The following is a 16823-nucleotide window of genomic DNA, read 5'->3' on the forward strand; positions in this document are numbered from 1 at the left end:
GCCTCGCAGAGTGCGGGATGAAAGGGCGCGATAACATCGCGCCCCACAAACTTACTTCTTAGTGAACTCGGCCAGGTTATCTTTATCAACGCCTACGTAAGGAACGCGGACGATTTTATTTTCGATTTTCCACTCAGTGCCGTCAGCCGCCCCCTTGCCATCGGCAAGGTTTTTCGCCAGGTCAAAGGTCGCTTTTGCCTGGTTGTTCGCATCGTTCAGCACAGTACCGGCCAGTGCGCCGGATTTCACCAGTGCCAGCGCTTCTGGCAGCGCATCGACGCCAAATACCGGTACGCTGGTTTTGTTGTGTGCTTTCAGCGCTTCAACGGCGCCCATTGCCATCGCATCGTTGTTGGCGATAACCACTTCAATTTTGTTGGCGTTCGGACCGGAAAGCCACGCATCCATTTTGTCCTTCGCCATTGCGGTGTCCCACATGGCGGTATCTAACTACAGCTGTTCGGTTTTGATGCCTTTGTCGTTCAGCTCTTTGATAACGTAAGTGGTACGCGCTTCAGCATCCGGATGACCCGGCTCGCCTTTCAGCAGCACGAACTGAATCTGACCGTCTTTGTTCAGATCCCAGCCCTGGTTTGCCGCCCAGTGTTTGGCTATCAGATCGCCCTGGATAATACCGGATTCTTTGGAGTCAGTACCGACGTAGTAAGCCTTGTCATAGCTGTCCAGCGCTTTACGGGAAGGTTCTTTGTTGAAGAAGACCACAGGCACATTCTGACCGCGCGCTTTTTCGATAACGGTGCCCGCAGCCGCCGGGTCAACCAGGTTGATGGCCAGCGCTTTCACGCCTTTTGCCAGCAGCACGTCGATCTGATCGTTTTGTTTGGACTGGTCGTTCTGCGAGTCGTTCATCAGCAGTTGCACATCTGGCGCCGTTTTCGCATCTGCTTCGATAGCCTTACGCACCACGGACATAAAGTTATCGTCATATTTGTAGATTGTCACACCGATGCGAGTATCCGCAGCGTGTGCAGCCGCGCCGAATAACATGCTTGCCATAACGGCAGAAAGGGTCAACACCTTCTTATTCATGGTAACTCCGGTTTTATTATGCAGGGTAGTACGTAAGATAAATGCCCGGCGGGACAAAACGTTAATGAAGTGTTATGTAAACGCCGAAGCTCATTTTAAAAAAATCTCTCTTCCTTGCCCGGTAACGCTCCAGAAATAGGCTTTAATTTCGCTTAAAGCGCTTTTACCTCGGTAAAAGTGATTACTCACAGTTACATCGTAGTTACAGTGCGACAAGCGGTGCCATCATAGCTATCACAATGTTAAGATACTGTGAATTTACTCACATATTGAAAGCGGTTACATCTGGCGAAATCATAAGTTAGTGATCGCCGCCGCATTCTGTCGTACAGCAACCGAATGACGCCGCACGAGGGTCGGCATAAAGCAGTGGGTCGCGGATAAATCCAGCGTTCCCGCAGCGCCCTGTAATGCGAGTTCTGTCGCCAGTTTTGCCATAGAAGCAATGGGATAGCGCACCGTTGTCAACTGGGGATCGGTGTAACGGGCGATGGGAATATCGTCGAAACCAATGATTGAAAGGTGTAAGGGAATGGAAATGCCGTTGTCCTTTAGCGCCGTCAGCGCGCCCGCGGCCATATTGTCGTTATAGGCAAACACGGCGCTTAGCTGCAGGTTGCGCCCCAGCAGCTCAACCATTGCCGCCTCACCGCCCTGCATATCCGGCGCTCCGATGCCAATCCAGCTTTCAGGCGCCACAATGCCCTGCTCCTTAAGCGCACTGCTCCACCCTTCCCGGCGCATGACGTCATCTTCAATGCGGTGGCTGGAAGCCAGATAGCCAATCCGCTGATGACCATTATTCAATAACATACGGGTCGCCATTTTCGCGCCGCTGATATTGTCCAGGCACACGCAGCGGTGGGCGTAGCCAGGGACAATGCGGTTGATCAGCACCATACCGGGGATCTGATCCATAAACTCGCCCAGTTCCCGATCGCTTAACGCTTTTGAGTGAACGATCAGCGCGTTACAGCGCTGGCGGATCAACACCTCAATGGCATGACGCTCTTTTTCGGCTTCATGATAGCTGTTGCCGATCAGCACATATTTTTGATGCTGTTGAGCGACCAGATCTACCGCTTTCACCAGCGCGCCAAAAAACGCATCGGACACGTCCATCACCACCACGCCGATGGTTTCACTGACCTGCGTGGCCAGCGCCTGGGCATTGGCGTTTGGCCGGTAGCCCAGCAGCGTCACCGCCTTCATTACCGCCTCGCGCGTATCAGGACTGACCAGCGCGCTGTTATTTAACACGCGGGAAACCGTCGCTACCGATACGCCTGCCTGACGCGCCACATCACGAATGGTGATCATATTCACTACCCTGTCTGGAATTGCAGCCACTCGCTGCATAACTGGCGGCTATTTTGTCAGCGGAGGGAAAAGGACTACGTGAGTGCGGTCACAGCGATGAAAGCGCTTACATCCATTTTGTTAATGATTGTGATCCAGATCGTTATCTGGATGTATGGGACAATGACGTCCCTGACGCTCGCAGGGTTAATTGCCGCCAGAGCCACTCCATCGGACCCTGAGGCAGGAATCGTAACCAGATCACGGAGAAAAGCAGGTTTGCCAGCCACACCGGGATGACAAACAGCAGCAGTTCCAGTCGGTCAAATTTCATAAATAAGCCGAATTGATAAAACAGCGTGGTGCAAATCACGGTTTGCAGCAGATAATTTGTCAGCGCCATTCGCCCGACACAGGCAATCGCATGAGCGATTTTGCTGCGGCTTAACTGCGGCCAGTAACCAAACATCAGCGCGGTATAGCCGAGCGTCTGAAATGGTGCGCTAAGCTCACGCGGAGCCTGTAACAAGAACGCGCACCAGCGATAGCTCCACTCCAGTTGCCACTGTACGACCACGGCAGGCAGGTTAATAAGTAGACCCACGGCGATCAGTAAAAAACCGCTGCGTCGGTAATGCGAAAGACGAAACTGCCCTTTCAGCCAGCCACTGCGCATCAGTGCCGCCCCGAGCAACATCATACCCGCCAGTTGCCAGCCGTACTGCGCGCCCAACGCCAGCAGGCTATTCGATAAGGCATCGACCCGATTACTGATGGCTTCCACGCCGCCATTCACCTTCCAGTATTGTTCATACAGCAACGCAGACGCATCCGGCGTCCAGGCGCGGTTTGTTTCACTGCCGGAGATCGCGCCAAGCAGCAGCAGAACGGCAATGCCGACCAGATAGAGCATCACGCCGGTGTTAAACAGGCTTTTCACCGATGGTGCATCGCGCACCAGTCGCCAGCAGATCAGCCCCACCAGCCCATAGGCCAGTAGAATATCGCCGTCCCAAAACAGCAAGGCATGAATAAAACCAAGGAGCACCAGCAGAGTCAGGCGGGACTGGATCCAGCGCTTGCCACGCGGCAGCAGCATTTGCAGGCCCGCGCCAAACAGCAGTGCAAACAAAGTGAGGAATTTTACCTGCGCGAACAGATCCAGAATGGCCCATGTCCAGGCATCTGAAGCCGTGATATTTCCGTACCAGGCGGGATTGAGGTAAGCCGCCTTTGGCAAACCAAAGGCGCTGATATTTAATAGCAGGATGCCAAGGATGGCGACGCCACGGACAAAATCCAGCGTGACATTACGCTCCATAGCTCCTGCCTTAATCAGTTGTGATGACGGACCGCGCGCAAAAATTCCTGACGCGTATTCTGGCTCGATTTAAACAGACCGCCAAGCGAGGTGGTGGTGGTTGCACTGGTGGCATCACGAATACCGCGTGCTTTCACGCAGTAATGCACCGCATCAATCGATACGGCCACGTTATTGGTTCCCAGCAGAGTTTGCAGCGCGGTCAGGATCTGTTGCGTCAGACGCTCCTGTACCTGCGGACGTTGGGCAAAGAACTGGACGATGCGGTTGATCTTCGACAAACCAATCACCGACTCTTTCGGGATATAGGCCACGGTGGCTTTACCATCAATGGTCACAAAATGGTGTTCACACGTGCTGGTGAGAGTGATGTCGCGTACGGTAACCATCTCATCGACTTTCATTTTGTTTTCAATAACGGTGATTTTCGGGAAATTGGCGTAATCCAGGCCTGAGAAAATCTCATCGACATACATTTTGGCGATGCGATGCGGGGTTTCCATCAGGCTGTCATCGCTCAGGTCGAGGTTCAGCAACTGCATGATCTCGGTCATATGGCCTGAGATAAGACGTTTGCGCGTTTCGTTATCCATCTCATGCACGGGCGGGCGCAGCGGCGTTTCCAGCCCTCGCGCTACCAGCGCTTCATGAACCAGGGCCGCTTCTTTACTGAGTGATGACATTTATTCTTCTCCTGCAGGTGTGGCGCCTCTGCCCTGCGTGGGGCAAAGTTTGTAGGCTGTTGACAGCCTGATTATTGTGCGTGAGGCCGCGCACATAATCCAGTATTCACAACGATAATTATTGAAATCGCCGTTGCCTTTCAAACCACGTTTCGTAAAAGAGGACGGGAAGGGTTACATCGACGTGTGCTCGATGATGAAGCAAGTCTGCGCGATGCGGAAGTGAAAGTTACTCACAGTGCCATGAATTATCTGTATTATGGGGAGTTTGCGAACACATTCAGGTTCAACATAACAAGGAGCCACGCATGGAAATGCTCGAAGAGCACCGCTGTTTTGAAGGCTGGCAGCAACGCTGGCGTCACGACTCCACCACGCTGAACTGTGCAATGACGTTCAGCATTTTTCTCCCTCCCCCTCGTGATACTACCCCTCCGCCGGTTCTGTACTGGCTGTCCGGGTTAACCTGTAATGATGAAAACTTTACCACTAAGGCCGGTGCGCAGCGTATCGCGGCTGAATTAGGCATCGTTTTAGTCATGCCGGATACCAGCCCGCGCGGTGAACAGGTCGCCAACGATGAGGGGTATGATCTTGGTCAGGGGGCCGGTTTTTATCTCAATGCGACGCAGCAACCCTGGGCTGCTCATTTCCGCATGTATGATTACGTGCGGGACGAACTCCCGTCGCTGATTCAGGCGCATTTTAACGTCAGCGATCGCTGCGCGATCAGTGGACACTCCATGGGCGGTCACGGTGCGCTGATCATGGCGTTGAAAAATCCAGGCAAATACACCAGCGTTTCTGCATTCGCCCCCATCGTTAACCCGTGCCGCGTCCCGTGGGGCGAAAAAGCGTTTCTCGCCTATCTCGGCGAGGATCGCGCCGCATGGGCGCAATGGGATAGCTGTGCGTTGATGTACGCCAGCCAGCCGGAAGACGCCATCCCGACGCTGATTGACCAGGGCGACAGCGATCAGTTTCTGGCCGATCAGCTCCAACCCGCGGTTCTGGCTGAAGCCGCACGCCAGACCGCATGGCCGATGACGCTGCGTATTCAGCCTGGTTACGATCATAGCTATTACTTTATTGCCTCATTCATTGAGGATCATCTGCGCTTCCATGCCGAACATTTGATGAAATAACCGCAGGAGGGCAATGCGCCCTCCTTCTTCTTCTCCACATCTCCATGATTTCTTCATTTTTTCCTCACATTTACGTTCCGCTATCTTATTGACTTAAAAGGTTTTCCCTTACAAACCAAACAAACGCAAATGATTTCAATTATCATTTGTGTTTACAAAAATTCATTCTTTTGTACAATTTCCCCCGCTTCTTTACCGCTAAGAGTTCTTAAAAGACAAACACATACAGTTGTCATGGCCTTTTACATGGCACGCGGTTTTTATTCGTTTAATGGAATGACAAAATGACTATACCTCACGTTAAGGCTATTGCCATCGTCGTCAGCGCGGCATGCCTCCCATCGCTCGTTCATGCTGCCGATCAGGATACCGTTGTGGTTACCGCGACGGGATTTGAGCAGAAGATCCAGAACGCCCCAGCTTCAATTTCGGTTATTTCAAAACAGCAAATTGAAGACAAAGCTTATCGTGACGTTACCGATGCACTGAAAGATGTCCCTGGCGTAGTCGTCACAGGCGGGGGCAGCAGCAGTGATATCAGCATCCGAGGGATGGCGTCGCAATACACGCTGTTCCTGGTGAACGGTAAACGCATCAGCACTCGCGGTACGCGTCCGAACAGCGATAATTCTGGGATCGAGCAGGGCTGGCTGCCGCCGCTGGAGTCCATCGAGCGTATCGAAGTCATCCGTGGCCCGATGTCCTCGCTGTACGGATCCGATGCGATGGGCGGCGTGATTAACGTGATCACCAAAAAAGTCTCTAACACCAAAGGCTGGACCGGTTCTCTGCACGGTGACGCTACTTTCCAGGAAAACAGCGACTCCGGCGATCTGTTCCAGACCAATGCCTATGCTTCTGGTCCGCTGATCGACGGCTTGCTGGGTGCGAAAGTCACCGGACTGCTGTCCCGCCGCGCGGAAGATCAGATCGTCAACGGTTACAATGAGCAGCGCCTGCGTAACGGCGGTCTGACCCTTAACTTTACACCGGACGATAAGAACGACATCGATTTTGATATCGCTCGTGAATTGCAGGATCGCAACAGTACGCCAGGTAAATCGATGGCCGAGGAAACCTGCCGGAAAGGCACCTGTAAGCCAAACACGAAAAGTGAAAACCGCTATGAGCACACCACGTATTCACTGACGCACAGCGGCTATTACGATGATTTCAACAGCACCAGCTATATCCAGCAGGAAGAGACCCACAACCCGGGTCGTGAGATGAAGTCATACAACACGATCTTCAATAACCAGAACCAGATTTTCCTCGGCGCCCATACGATGACGCTGGGCGGTCAGTACCGTTATGAAAAACTGCGCGATAACGGCAACCAACTGGAAGCGGCTGACGGTCTGAATAAACTGACCCGCTGGAGCTGGGCGCTGTTTGCAGAAGACGAATGGGCGATGACCGATAGTTTTACCCTGACCGGCGGGATCCGTATGGATAAGGACGAAAACTACGGCGACAACTGGACGCCGCGCGGTTATGGCGTCTGGCATCTGAGCGATCAATGGACCTTAAAAGGTGGCGTCTCCGCAGGCTACCGCGCACCCGATCTGCGTCAGTCCTCCGCAAACTGGGGTCAGGTCACCGGTGGCGGTCGTTTGAATGGCATTATTGTCGGCAACCCGGATCTGAAACCAGAAAAGAGCCTGAGCGAAGAGCTGGGACTGCTGTGGGATAACGGCGATAACCTTAATGCCGGCATCACCCTGTTCAATACTGATTTCAAAGACAAGATCACCGAAGTTCGTCGCTGCAACAGCAGCGCCGATCCGGCCTGTACGATTGGCAGCGAAAGCTATGATTTCGTCAGCGATCGCGTGAACGTCGATAAAGCCAACATGCGCGGCGTGGAATCCACATTCGGTTGGAAGATGACCCGCGACCTCAACTGGACGGCTAACTACACCTATACCGAGTCAGAACAGAAGAGCGGCCAGTTTGAAGGCAAGCCATTAAACAAAATGCCAAAGCATATGTTTAACACCACGCTGGACTGGCAGGCAACGGAGACCGTCGGCTTCTGGAGCCGTCTGAACTTCCGCGGTAAAACGTCTGAATACCTGAGCCGCACCTCAATGTCGCAGGGCACACCGTCCTATACGCAGGTTGATGTCGGTCTGCGTTACAACGCGAACAAAAACCTGCTGGTGACAGCCGGGGTGTATAACGCGCTGGATAAACAGATTGATTACGATACCTATGACACCATTCTCGATGGTCGTCGTTATACGGTAGGTCTGACGTACAACTTCTGAGTCCCTCCCAAAAAAAAAGCCTCCGCAACGGAGGCTTTTTTATCGCTTTATTCATGCGGTGACGACTATTTCTTCACGCGTTCCGGGAAGTGCATTTCATTGTAACGTACGAAGTGAGTCCCGCGGGTCAGCTTATAGCCGAACCAGATAATCAGGAACAGCGGGATACCAATATAGGTTGCCGCCACGCCGCCCCAGTCAATGGTGTCTTTCAGGAACGCTTCATAGTTCTGGCCCAGCGTGATGATAAGACACAGAACAAACGCGAAGATCGGCCCCAGCGGGAAGAAGCCGGAACGATACGGCAGATCCTTCACGTCATGCCCTTGCAGAACATACCCACGACGGAAACGATAGTGGCTGATGGCAATCCCCAGCCAGGCGATAAAGCCCGTCATCCCGGAAGTATTCAGCAGCCACAGGTACACCGTCTGGTTACCGAACATTGAGGTCAGGAAGCACAGACCGGCAATCACCGTCGTGGCATACAGCGCATTACGCGGAACACCGCCGCGAGACAGTTTCGCAAAAATACGCGGCGCTTTACCATCGCAGGCCAGGGTGTATAGCATACGGGTTGAGGCGTACATCCCGGAGTTACCCGCCGACAGCACCGCCGTCAGGATCACCGCATTCATCACTGCCGCCGCAGAGAGCAGACCGGCATGCTGGAAGACCAGCGTGAACGGGCTGACGCTGATGTCTTTCACATCGTTACGCAGCAGGCTCGGATCGGTGTACGGAATGATCAGGCTGATAATCAGAATCGCGAAGACATAGAACAGCAGGATTCGCCAGAACACCTGACGCACCGCACGCGGAATGTTCTTCTCCGGATCTTCAGATTCACCGGCGGCAATACCAATCAGTTCCGTCCCCTGGAAGGAGAAACCGACAATCATCGCCACGCCAATCATCGCCGCAAAGCCACCGGCAAACGGCGCATCGCCCGTCGTCCAGTTGCTCCAGCCCACCGGCTGAGTGCCTTTGAAGATACCGACGATCATCATAACGCCAACAATGATGAAGATAATCACAGTGGCCACTTTGATCAGTGAGAACCAGTATTCCGCTTCACCAAAGCCTCTGACCGAGATGTAGTTCAGCAGGAAGATGACGCCGAGGAACAGCGCACTCCAGATCCAGCCTGGAGTATCAGGGAACCACCAGCTCATCACCAGCTGTGCCGCCACAAGGTCAACAGCGATGGTCACCGCCCAGTTGTACCAGTAGTTCCAGCCCAGCGCGAAGCCGAAGCCTTCTTCAACATAGTTCTGACCGTAGGTCGCAAACGAACCGGATACCGGCATATACGCCGCCAGTTCGCCCAGACTGGTCATCAGGAAGTACACCATCAGGCCAATCAGAATATAGGAAAACAGCGCACCGCCTGGACCCGCTGCGGAAATGGTGGCACCAGATGCCACGAAAAGACCTGTACCGATAGAACCGCCAATCGCGATCATCGTCAGGTGACGCGCCTTCAGTTCGCGACGTAACGCGGGCGCTTCTGTGGTTTTAGTTTCGGAAACCATGTGAAAATGCTATCCATCCAAAAAATGAGGCGCGATTGTAGCAGACGAAACGCTCGTCTTCCGGCACAAATGCGCTGTTATAAGAGACCTTCATGACTGGCCGCGGATTATAAGTAATAGCAGAGAATGGGGAACTTACTGCCCCCAGGACTTATCACCGTCAGGCGATCGGTCCCCGGCAGGCATTATTCGCAATAATTGAGGAAGCGCTGGAGCGCATTAGAGAGGTGTTTCTGGCGATGATGGATCCGCCAGAGCGTACGCACCAGACGCGGAAGCGGCACCGCCACTTCGCTCAGCGTTCCCGCCTGGAGTTGTTCATCAATCACGCGTCGTGACAGACAGCTAATGCCCAGCCCATGACGAACGGCATGCTTGATGGCTTCTGAGTTTCCCAGCTCCATCGCCATTTCAAATTTGGGCAGGTGCGACAGCAGCAGATAATCGACAATTTCGCGCGTCCCGGAACCGCGTTCGCGCAGGATCCAGGGGGCGGCTGCGAGCTGTTCAAGCGTCACCGGTCCCTGCGCCAGCGGTGAAGATGGTGCGGCGAAGACCACCAGTTCATCTTCCAGCCACGGCTCCGAGATGATCTCCGTATTGTGACACGGCCCTTCGATAAGCCCAATGTCGACCCGAAAATCGAGCACCGCTGTAATCACATCCTGACTGTTGCCGACGCTAAGTTCCAGCGGCAGCGCGGGGAAATCTCGCCGATAACGGGCAATCACCCCCGGAAGGATATAGTTGCCGATGGTGCTGCTGGCATACACGCGTATCGCGCCGTTGTCTTCGCGGAACAACTGCTCGATCTCCACCGCCTGCTCCAGCAACGCCAGCGCCCGCGGGTAAAGCAAGCGCCCGTGCTCATTCACCACCAGCCGTTTGCCTACGCGGTCGAAAAGCTGAACGCCCAGTTGACCTTCCAGATCGGTCAGCGCCGCGCTGACTGCCGATTGCGACAGCGCCAGCATCACCGATGCCTGCGTTGTTGAGCCGCTTTTCAAAACTTCGGTGAAGACTTCGAGTTGCCGCAGGGTGATGTGCATGGTCGCTTACCACTTATAAAGATTAATTATAAATATATAATCAATTTTATTTTTAAGCCAGTTCGCCGTAACCTTTTGCCCATAAAAGAGGAGAAGGCAATGACAGAACTCACCTTAACGAATCATCGTCGAACAATGTGGCATTTTATTCCGGGGCTTGCCCTGAGTGCAGTGATTACCGGAGTCGCCTTATGGGGCGGGTCCATTCCCGCCGTGGCGGGTGCCGGATTCAGCGCCCTCACCTTAGCGATTTTATTGGGGATGGTGATCGGTAATACCGTCTATCCCCAGATCTGGAAAAGCTGTGACGGCGGCGTCCTGTTTGCCAAACAACATTTATTGCGCCTGGGGATCATCCTCTACGGCTTTCGCCTCACCTTCGCGCAAATTGCTGACGTAGGTGTCAGCGGCATTCTGATCGACATCCTGACGCTGTCCAGCACCTTTATGCTGGCGTGCTTTCTGGGGCAAAAAGTCTTTGGGCTGGATCGCCAGACCAGTTGGCTGATCGGCGCGGGTAGCAGCATTTGCGGCGCGGCGGCGGTACTGGCGACGGAACCAGTTGTGAAAGCCGAAGCCAGCAAAGTCACGGTTGCCGTCGCAACGGTCGTGATCTTCGGGACGATGGCGATTTTCCTCTACCCGGCGATGTATCCGCTGCTGGCGCACTGGTTTAGTCCGGAAACCTACGGCATCTTCATTGGCTCCACCATGCATGAAGTTGCTCAGGTTGTGGCGGCAGGACACGCGATTAGCCCGGACGCCGAAAACGCAGCGGTGATTGCCAAAATGCTTCGCGTCATGATGCTGGCTCCGTTCCTCATCTTTATGGCCGCTCGCGTTAAGCAACTGTCACCGGCCAACGGTGGGGAAAAAAGCAAAATCACCATTCCGTGGTTTGCGATTCTGTTCATTGTGGTCGCCATTTTCAACTCATTCCACCTGCTACCGCAGGCGGTGGTGAACATGCTGGTCACACTGGATACGGTCCTGCTGGCTATGGCAATGGCGGCACTGGGGCTGACGACGCATGTCAGCGCGCTGAAGAAAGCTGGAGCGAAACCGCTGTTGATGGCACTGGTGCTGTTCATCTGGCTGATTGTCGGCGGTGGCGTGATTAACGTCCTGGTCCAGCACGTTATTGCATAATTCACTACATCCTGACCCTGTTAACCCGCTATGATTGGCAAGATTCAATTTCCGGATACACAAATCCGCCAGGCCACATCTGGTGGGTTAACAGGAGTCTTTAATGAAATACATCGGAGCACACGTCAGCGCAGCTGGCGGGCTGGCAAATGCCGCAATTCGCGCCGCTGAAATCGAGGCAACCGCGTTTGCACTCTTTACTAAAAATCAGCGTCAATGGCGCGCCGCCCCTCTTACCGCGCAAATCATCGATGACTTTAAAGCCGCCTGTGAGCAATACCACTTCACATCCGCTCAAATCCTGCCGCACGATAGCTATCTGATCAACCTGGGCCACCCGGTCGGCGAGGCGCTGGAAAAATCCCGTGCGGCTTTTCTTGATGAAATGCAGCGTTGTGAACAACTCGGCTTATCTCTGCTTAACTTCCATCCAGGCAGCCACCTGATGCAAATTTCGGAAGACGAGTGTCTGGCAAAGATTGCTGAGTCGATCAACATCACACTCGCCCAGACCGAAGGGGTGACTGCGGTGATTGAAAATACTGCCGGTCAGGGCAGCAACCTCGGATTCAAATTCGAGCACCTTGCCGCCATCATCGATGGTGTAGAAGACAAATCACGCGTCGGCGTTTGCATTGACACCTGCCACGCTTTCGCCGCGGGTTACGACTTGCGTTCCGCCGCCGAATGCGAAAAAACCTTTGCCGAATTCGAGCGCATCGTCGGTTTCCAGTATCTGCGCGGTATGCACCTGAACGATGCCAAGAGTGCCTTTGGCAGCCGGGTCGACCGTCACCACAGTCTGGGCGAAGGCAACATTGGTCATGACGCGTTCCGCTGGATCATGCAGGACGCCCGTTTCGACGGCATTCCGCTGGTGCTGGAAACCATCAATCCCGACATCTGGGCAGAAGAGATCGCGTGGCTGAAAGCGCAGCAAACTGAAAAGGCGGTTGCGTAATCATGAACGACAGGGAAAAACAGATACTCAAAATTCTGCGCCGCAACCCGCTGATTCAGCAAAACGAAATCGCTGATATTTTGCAGATCAGCCGTTCACGCGTCGCCGCGCACATCATGGACCTGATGCGTAAAGGGGCAATCAAAGGAAAAGGTTACATTCTTACCGAACAGGCCTATTGCGTGGTGGTAGGGGCGATTAACATGGATATTCGTGGGATGGCGGATATCCACTACCCGCAGGCCGCGTCTAACCCGGGCAGTATCCACTGTTCTGCAGGTGGCGTCGGGCGCAACATTGCCCATAACCTCGCCCTGCTGGGTCGCGATGTGCATCTGATTTCCGCTGTCGGCAGTGATTTTTACGGCGAGACGTTGCTGGAACAAACACGCCAGGCAGGCGTCAATATCTCCAGTTGCATTCGCCTGCACGGGCATAACACCTCAACTTATCTCTCCATCGCCAATCAGCAAGAAGAGACGGTGCTGGCAATTAATGATACCCATATCCTGCAACAGCTGACGCCGCAGTTGCTGAACAGCTCGCGGGATTTAATCCGTCACGCCGGAGTGGTGCTGGCGGACTGCAACCTGACGCCGGAAGCCATCGAATGGGTCTTTACGGTTGCTGATGACATTCCGGTATTTATTGATACCGTTTCCGAGTTCAAAGCGACGAAGGTGAAAACCTGGTTTACGCGCATCCATACGCTGAAACCGACACAAAAAGAGCTGGAGATCTTATGGGGTCACCCCATCAACAGCGATGCCGATCGACTCAGCGCGGTGAATGCCCTTCATCAACAGGGCATTCAACAGATTTTTGTCTGTCTGGAAGATGAGTCAGTCTTTTGTAGCGAGAAAGATGGTGAGCAATTCTTGCTCACGCCGCCCGCGCATACGGTGGTCGACAGCTTCGGTGCCGATGACGGTTTTATGGCCGGACTGATCTATTGCTTTCTGGAAGGGAGCGATTTTCGCGAAAGCGCGAATTTCGCAATGGCCTGTGCGGCCCTGTCACGCGCCAGCGTCAGTATCAACAACCCCACCCTTTCCGCTGATAACGCGCTGTATCTGTTAAAAACAAGCCAGTGAAAACGGCTTATCCGGCCCAGGGTCGGTCCCCTGACCGGATAAGCCATCAGCCACGCTACGCCAGTCCAATAAAGAACCCGGCAATGGTCGCACTCATCAGGTTAGAGAGCGTGGCTGCCGCCAGCGCCCGCATACCCAACTGGGCGATTTCCGGCGCGCGCTGAGGCGAAATAGCCGAGAACGCCCCGACCACTACGCCAATGGAACCAAAGTTGGCAAACCCACACAGCGCAAAAGAGATGATGGCGATGGTTTTCACATCCAGGGTGCCGCCATCCTGCAAATAAGGCGACAGGTTGAGGTAAGCGACAAATTCGTTGATTGCCAGCTTCTGCCCAATCAGGCTCCCTGCCAGGGTGGCATCGCTCCAGTCAACGCCCATGATCCACGCCAGCGGGGCTAACACCCAGCCGAAGATCCCTTCAAGCGTCGCATGACCATAGCCAAACCAGCCGCCAATTCCGCCGATAATGCCGTTAAGCAGTGCGATAATCGCGACAAACGCCATGACCACCGTTGCCACGCCTGCGGCAATTTTCAGCCCGGTCATCGCACCGCTTGCCGCGGCTTCGATAATGCTTTTCGGTGGCGTTTCGGTGAAAGAGAGGTTTTCGAAAGTGACTTTTGACTCTTCCGTTGCCGGACTCAGAATACGCGCAAACAGGATCCCGCCAGGAATCGCCATCAGCGAGGCCGCCAGCAGATAATCAATCGGCACGCCCATACCGGCGTAGCCAATCATCATCGAGCCCGCAATCGAGGCCATCCCGCTACAGATCGCGGTAAACAGTTCATTGCGATTCAGGCGGTCAATAAACGGCTTCACAATCGCCGGGATCTCGTTTTGCCCGAGGAAAATCGTCGTGACCGCAACGAACGATTCAATCTTACTGATATTCAGGGCCTTCTGGAAAATCCCGCCCAGGATGCGAATCAGCAGTCCCATCACGCCAATGTAGTACAACAGGCTGATAAGCGCGGTGACAAAAATGATCGCCGGGAGCACGCGGAAGGCGAAGATAAAACCGGCGCCATCAAACAGCACATCCATTTTTGGCCCAACCAGAGAGCCAAAAATAAAGGCACTGCCCGCGTCACTGTAAGACATAACTTTATGCACACCCAGCGCCGCCTGTTCAACCAGCCATTTGCCCGGCGGGAAATAGAGCATGATCCCGCCAATCGCAATTTGCAGCACCAGCGCTGCGCCCACGGTACGTAAGCTGATGTGTTTTTTATTCACTGACAGTAAGTATGCGATCACCAGCAGTACCGCCATACCCACAACACTTCTCATTATATCCATAATGATTTCCCTTCATGCCAGGAAACCCGGCGCGAGGCCAGGTTTTGGTGGTTTCGGGCGACCGCACGCTGCCCGTTCGTTTCGATCAGGCGAGGCGTTGATATTCCTTCGCTATCTCGCAGGCCAGTACGGCGTTGTTAAACACCAGTTGGATGTTGGACTTCAGGCTGTCGCCTCCGGTTAATTCAGCAACGCGCGCCAGCAGGAACGGCGTGCTCTCTTTACCGATAACGCCCTGCTCTTCCGCTTCCCGGACGGCCTGGTCAATCGCCGCATTGATTTTCTCTTCCGCCATGGCGTAGGTTTCCGGGATTGGATTGGCGACCACCAGACCTCCGTTCAGGCCGGTTTGCCATTTCACTGCCATCGCCCGGGCAATTTCCTTCGCGCTGTCGAGACGAATGCTGACCTCAAACGGACTGGTACGGCAGAAAAATGCCGGTAACGCAGTGGTCTGATATCCAATTAACGGCACACCGAACGTTTCTAAATATTCCGTGGTTAAACCTAAATCGAGAATAGATTTCGCGCCGGCACAAACCACGGTTACATTGGTATGAGCCAGTTCCTGAAGATCGGCGGAAATATCAAACGTATGTTCCGCACCGCGATGAACGCCGCCAATACCCCCGGTAGCAAAAACGTGAATACCCGCAAGGGCGGCAATAATCATGGTTGAAGCAACCGTGGTCGCGCCATTTTTTCCAGCGGCTACCACAAACGGTAAATCACGACGACTGACTTTAGTTACGCTATGTCCTTCGCGACCTAATAATTCAATTTCTTCTTTACTCAGGCCGACTTTCATTACTCCGCCAATAATGGCAATTGTTGCCGGCACAGCACCGTGCTTACGAATAGTTTCTTCGACTTCAATTGCCGTCTGCGCATTTTGTGGAAAAGGCATACCGTGAGAAATAATTGTCGATTCAAGCGCAACAATCGGTTTTTTACTGTTAATAGCGTCCTGGACTTCTGGCGAAATATGCAGTAATTCAGAGGAAATCGTTAATTCAGACATTCTGTGTTCTCCACAAGGGTTTTAACGTTCGCAACAGATAATTCAGGGTTATTGGTATATTCACTGGCCAGCGCCATTGAGGAACAACCCTGTGCAAATCGAATAGAATCAATGAAGGGCATGCCTTCAACCCAGCAGGAAGCGAGTCCCGCCATCATGGCATCTCCCGCTCCGGTAACGTTAACGACATGGGTTTTTATCGGTAGCGACCAGCCGCTCTCACCGTCTTTTTCACTGTAATAGACCCCATCGCCCCCCATGCTGAGTACCAGACGGTGCAGGCCACGCGCATGGAACCAGGCAGCGACTTTCGCAACATCTTCGCGCCCTGAAAGGGCAATGCCGCTGAGAGTTTCCGCCTCAAGACGATTAGGTTTGAGGGTATGAATTTGGGCCAGACGCTCGCGGATCTTGACGCATTTCCACGCCGATACCGGGTCAACAAACACCGGTACATCCCCCACGTTATCCAGTAACCAGGCCAGCGTCTGTTCACTAATATTACAATCCGCCACAATGACACGGGCACCCCGGATAAAATCGAGATGCTGCGCCAGAAACGCCGCCGAAATATGTTCGGTAATGCTCATGTCATTGATTGCCACCAGCATTTCACCGGTATTATCGAGAAGCGATAAATAACTTGAGGTGTTCTCACCGGCAACAATCAGGCAATTATCCACATGCACGCCTGACTGATTCGTCTGCGCCAATAACGATTGGCCATAGAAATCATTGCCAACCGCCGTCATTAACCAGGAATTTTTCCCGAGTAATGCAAGATTGTGAGCGATATTGCGACCAACTCCGCCAGGTGTAAATTTAATTTTCCCCGGATTTGAGTCCGCATAATTCAAGGAAGCATGCGAATATCCTGCAACGTCCATATTGGCGGAACCAATCGTGATGATGTATTCCTTTTCGCGCATAGCACATCTCC

At 53.6% G+C, this 16823-nt stretch carries 13 protein-coding genes and 1 pseudogene; 5 read left to right on the forward strand and 9 right to left on the reverse strand.

Translation table 11 applies throughout. From position 1 onward, the window contains the following. Positions 1-51: 51 nt before the first annotated feature. The 4 genes and pseudogenes from mglB to folE form a co-directional block, all read right to left on the reverse strand. Positions 52-1050, reverse strand: a pseudogene (mglB, locus tag ACQ0PY_RS15440) (galactose/glucose ABC transporter substrate-binding protein MglB). Positions 1051-1344: 294 nt separating this feature from the next. Continuing rightward, the gene (gene galS, locus ACQ0PY_RS15445) at positions 1345-2370 is read right to left on the reverse strand and encodes an HTH-type transcriptional regulator GalS (RefSeq protein WP_043000123.1); all 1026 of its coding nucleotides are present in this window, start codon (positions 2368-2370) and stop codon (positions 1345-1347) included. A 142-nt stretch (positions 2371-2512) separates the two neighbouring features. Then, a complete protein-coding gene (gene yeiB, locus ACQ0PY_RS15450) occupies positions 2513-3670 on the reverse strand; it encodes a DUF418 domain-containing protein YeiB (RefSeq protein ID WP_043000122.1) in 1158 nt (385 codons plus the stop codon). 14 nt (positions 3671-3684) lie between these two features. Next, the gene (gene folE / locus ACQ0PY_RS15455) at positions 3685-4353 is read right to left on the reverse strand and encodes a GTP cyclohydrolase I FolE (RefSeq protein WP_043000121.1); all 669 of its coding nucleotides are present in this window, start codon (positions 4351-4353) and stop codon (positions 3685-3687) included. 308 nt (positions 4354-4661) lie between these two features. Here folE and fghA point away from each other — a divergent pair, with 308 nt between their 5' ends. Both fghA and ACQ0PY_RS15465 read left to right on the forward strand, forming a co-directional pair. Continuing rightward, the gene (gene fghA, locus ACQ0PY_RS15460) at positions 4662-5498 is read left to right on the forward strand and encodes an S-formylglutathione hydrolase (RefSeq protein WP_044258637.1); all 837 of its coding nucleotides are present in this window, start codon (positions 4662-4664) and stop codon (positions 5496-5498) included. 284 nt (positions 5499-5782) lie between these two features. Continuing rightward, positions 5783-7768 (forward strand): ligand-gated channel protein, encoded by a 1986-nt coding sequence (locus ACQ0PY_RS15465; protein ID WP_044258635.1) that lies wholly within the window; start codon positions 5783-5785, stop codon positions 7766-7768. 65 nt (positions 7769-7833) lie between these two features. Here the strand turns inward: ACQ0PY_RS15465 and lysP are convergent, their stop codons facing one another. Both lysP and yieE read right to left on the reverse strand, forming a co-directional pair. Then, complete coding sequence (lysP, locus tag ACQ0PY_RS15470) at positions 7834-9303, reverse strand: lysine-specific permease (protein ID WP_044258633.1); 1470 nt, start codon at positions 9301-9303, stop codon at positions 7834-7836. A gap of 185 nt (positions 9304-9488) precedes the next feature. Further along, entirely contained in the window at positions 9489-10352 is an 864-nt protein-coding gene (yieE, locus tag ACQ0PY_RS15475) for a DNA-binding transcriptional regulator YeiE (RefSeq protein ID WP_043000117.1), read from the reverse strand. A 99-nt stretch (positions 10353-10451) separates the two neighbouring features. Here yieE and ACQ0PY_RS15480 point away from each other — a divergent pair, with 99 nt between their 5' ends. The 3 genes from ACQ0PY_RS15480 (at position 10452) to ACQ0PY_RS15490 (ending at position 13556) form a co-directional block, all read left to right on the forward strand. Beyond that, on the forward strand, positions 10452-11501 hold the full coding sequence (locus tag ACQ0PY_RS15480; protein ID WP_043000116.1) for a YeiH family protein: 1050 nt from the start codon (positions 10452-10454) through the stop codon (positions 11499-11501). Positions 11502-11604: 103 nt separating this feature from the next. Then, positions 11605-12462 (forward strand): deoxyribonuclease IV, encoded by an 858-nt coding sequence (gene nfo, locus ACQ0PY_RS15485; protein WP_043000115.1) that lies wholly within the window; start codon positions 11605-11607, stop codon positions 12460-12462. 2 nt (positions 12463-12464) lie between these two features. Beyond that, positions 12465-13556 (forward strand): sugar kinase, encoded by a 1092-nt coding sequence (locus ACQ0PY_RS15490; RefSeq protein WP_043000114.1) that lies wholly within the window; start codon positions 12465-12467, stop codon positions 13554-13556. Between the two features lie 55 nt (positions 13557-13611). Here ACQ0PY_RS15490 and ACQ0PY_RS15495 read toward each other — a convergent pair whose 3' ends face one another. The 3 genes from ACQ0PY_RS15495 to ACQ0PY_RS15505 all read right to left on the reverse strand — a co-directional run bounded on the left by ACQ0PY_RS15495 (position 13612) and on the right by ACQ0PY_RS15505 (position 16812). After that, entirely contained in the window at positions 13612-14862 is a 1251-nt protein-coding gene (locus tag ACQ0PY_RS15495; protein ID WP_043000113.1) for a NupC/NupG family nucleoside CNT transporter, read from the reverse strand. An 85-nt stretch (positions 14863-14947) separates the two neighbouring features. Further along, positions 14948-15883 carry a pseudouridine-5'-phosphate glycosidase gene (locus tag ACQ0PY_RS15500; protein ID WP_044258629.1) on the reverse strand — a complete coding sequence of 312 codons (936 nt, stop codon included), beginning with the start codon at positions 15881-15883 and terminating at the stop codon, positions 14948-14950. Next, positions 15871-16812, reverse strand: coding sequence for a pseudouridine kinase (locus ACQ0PY_RS15505; protein ID WP_044258740.1), 942 nt, complete (start codon positions 16810-16812; stop codon positions 15871-15873). Before ACQ0PY_RS15505 ends, ACQ0PY_RS15500 begins: the two co-directional genes overlap by 13 nt. Positions 16813-16823 lie beyond the last annotated feature (11 nt).

The organism is Citrobacter sp. LST-B2, from assembly GCF_057983045.1.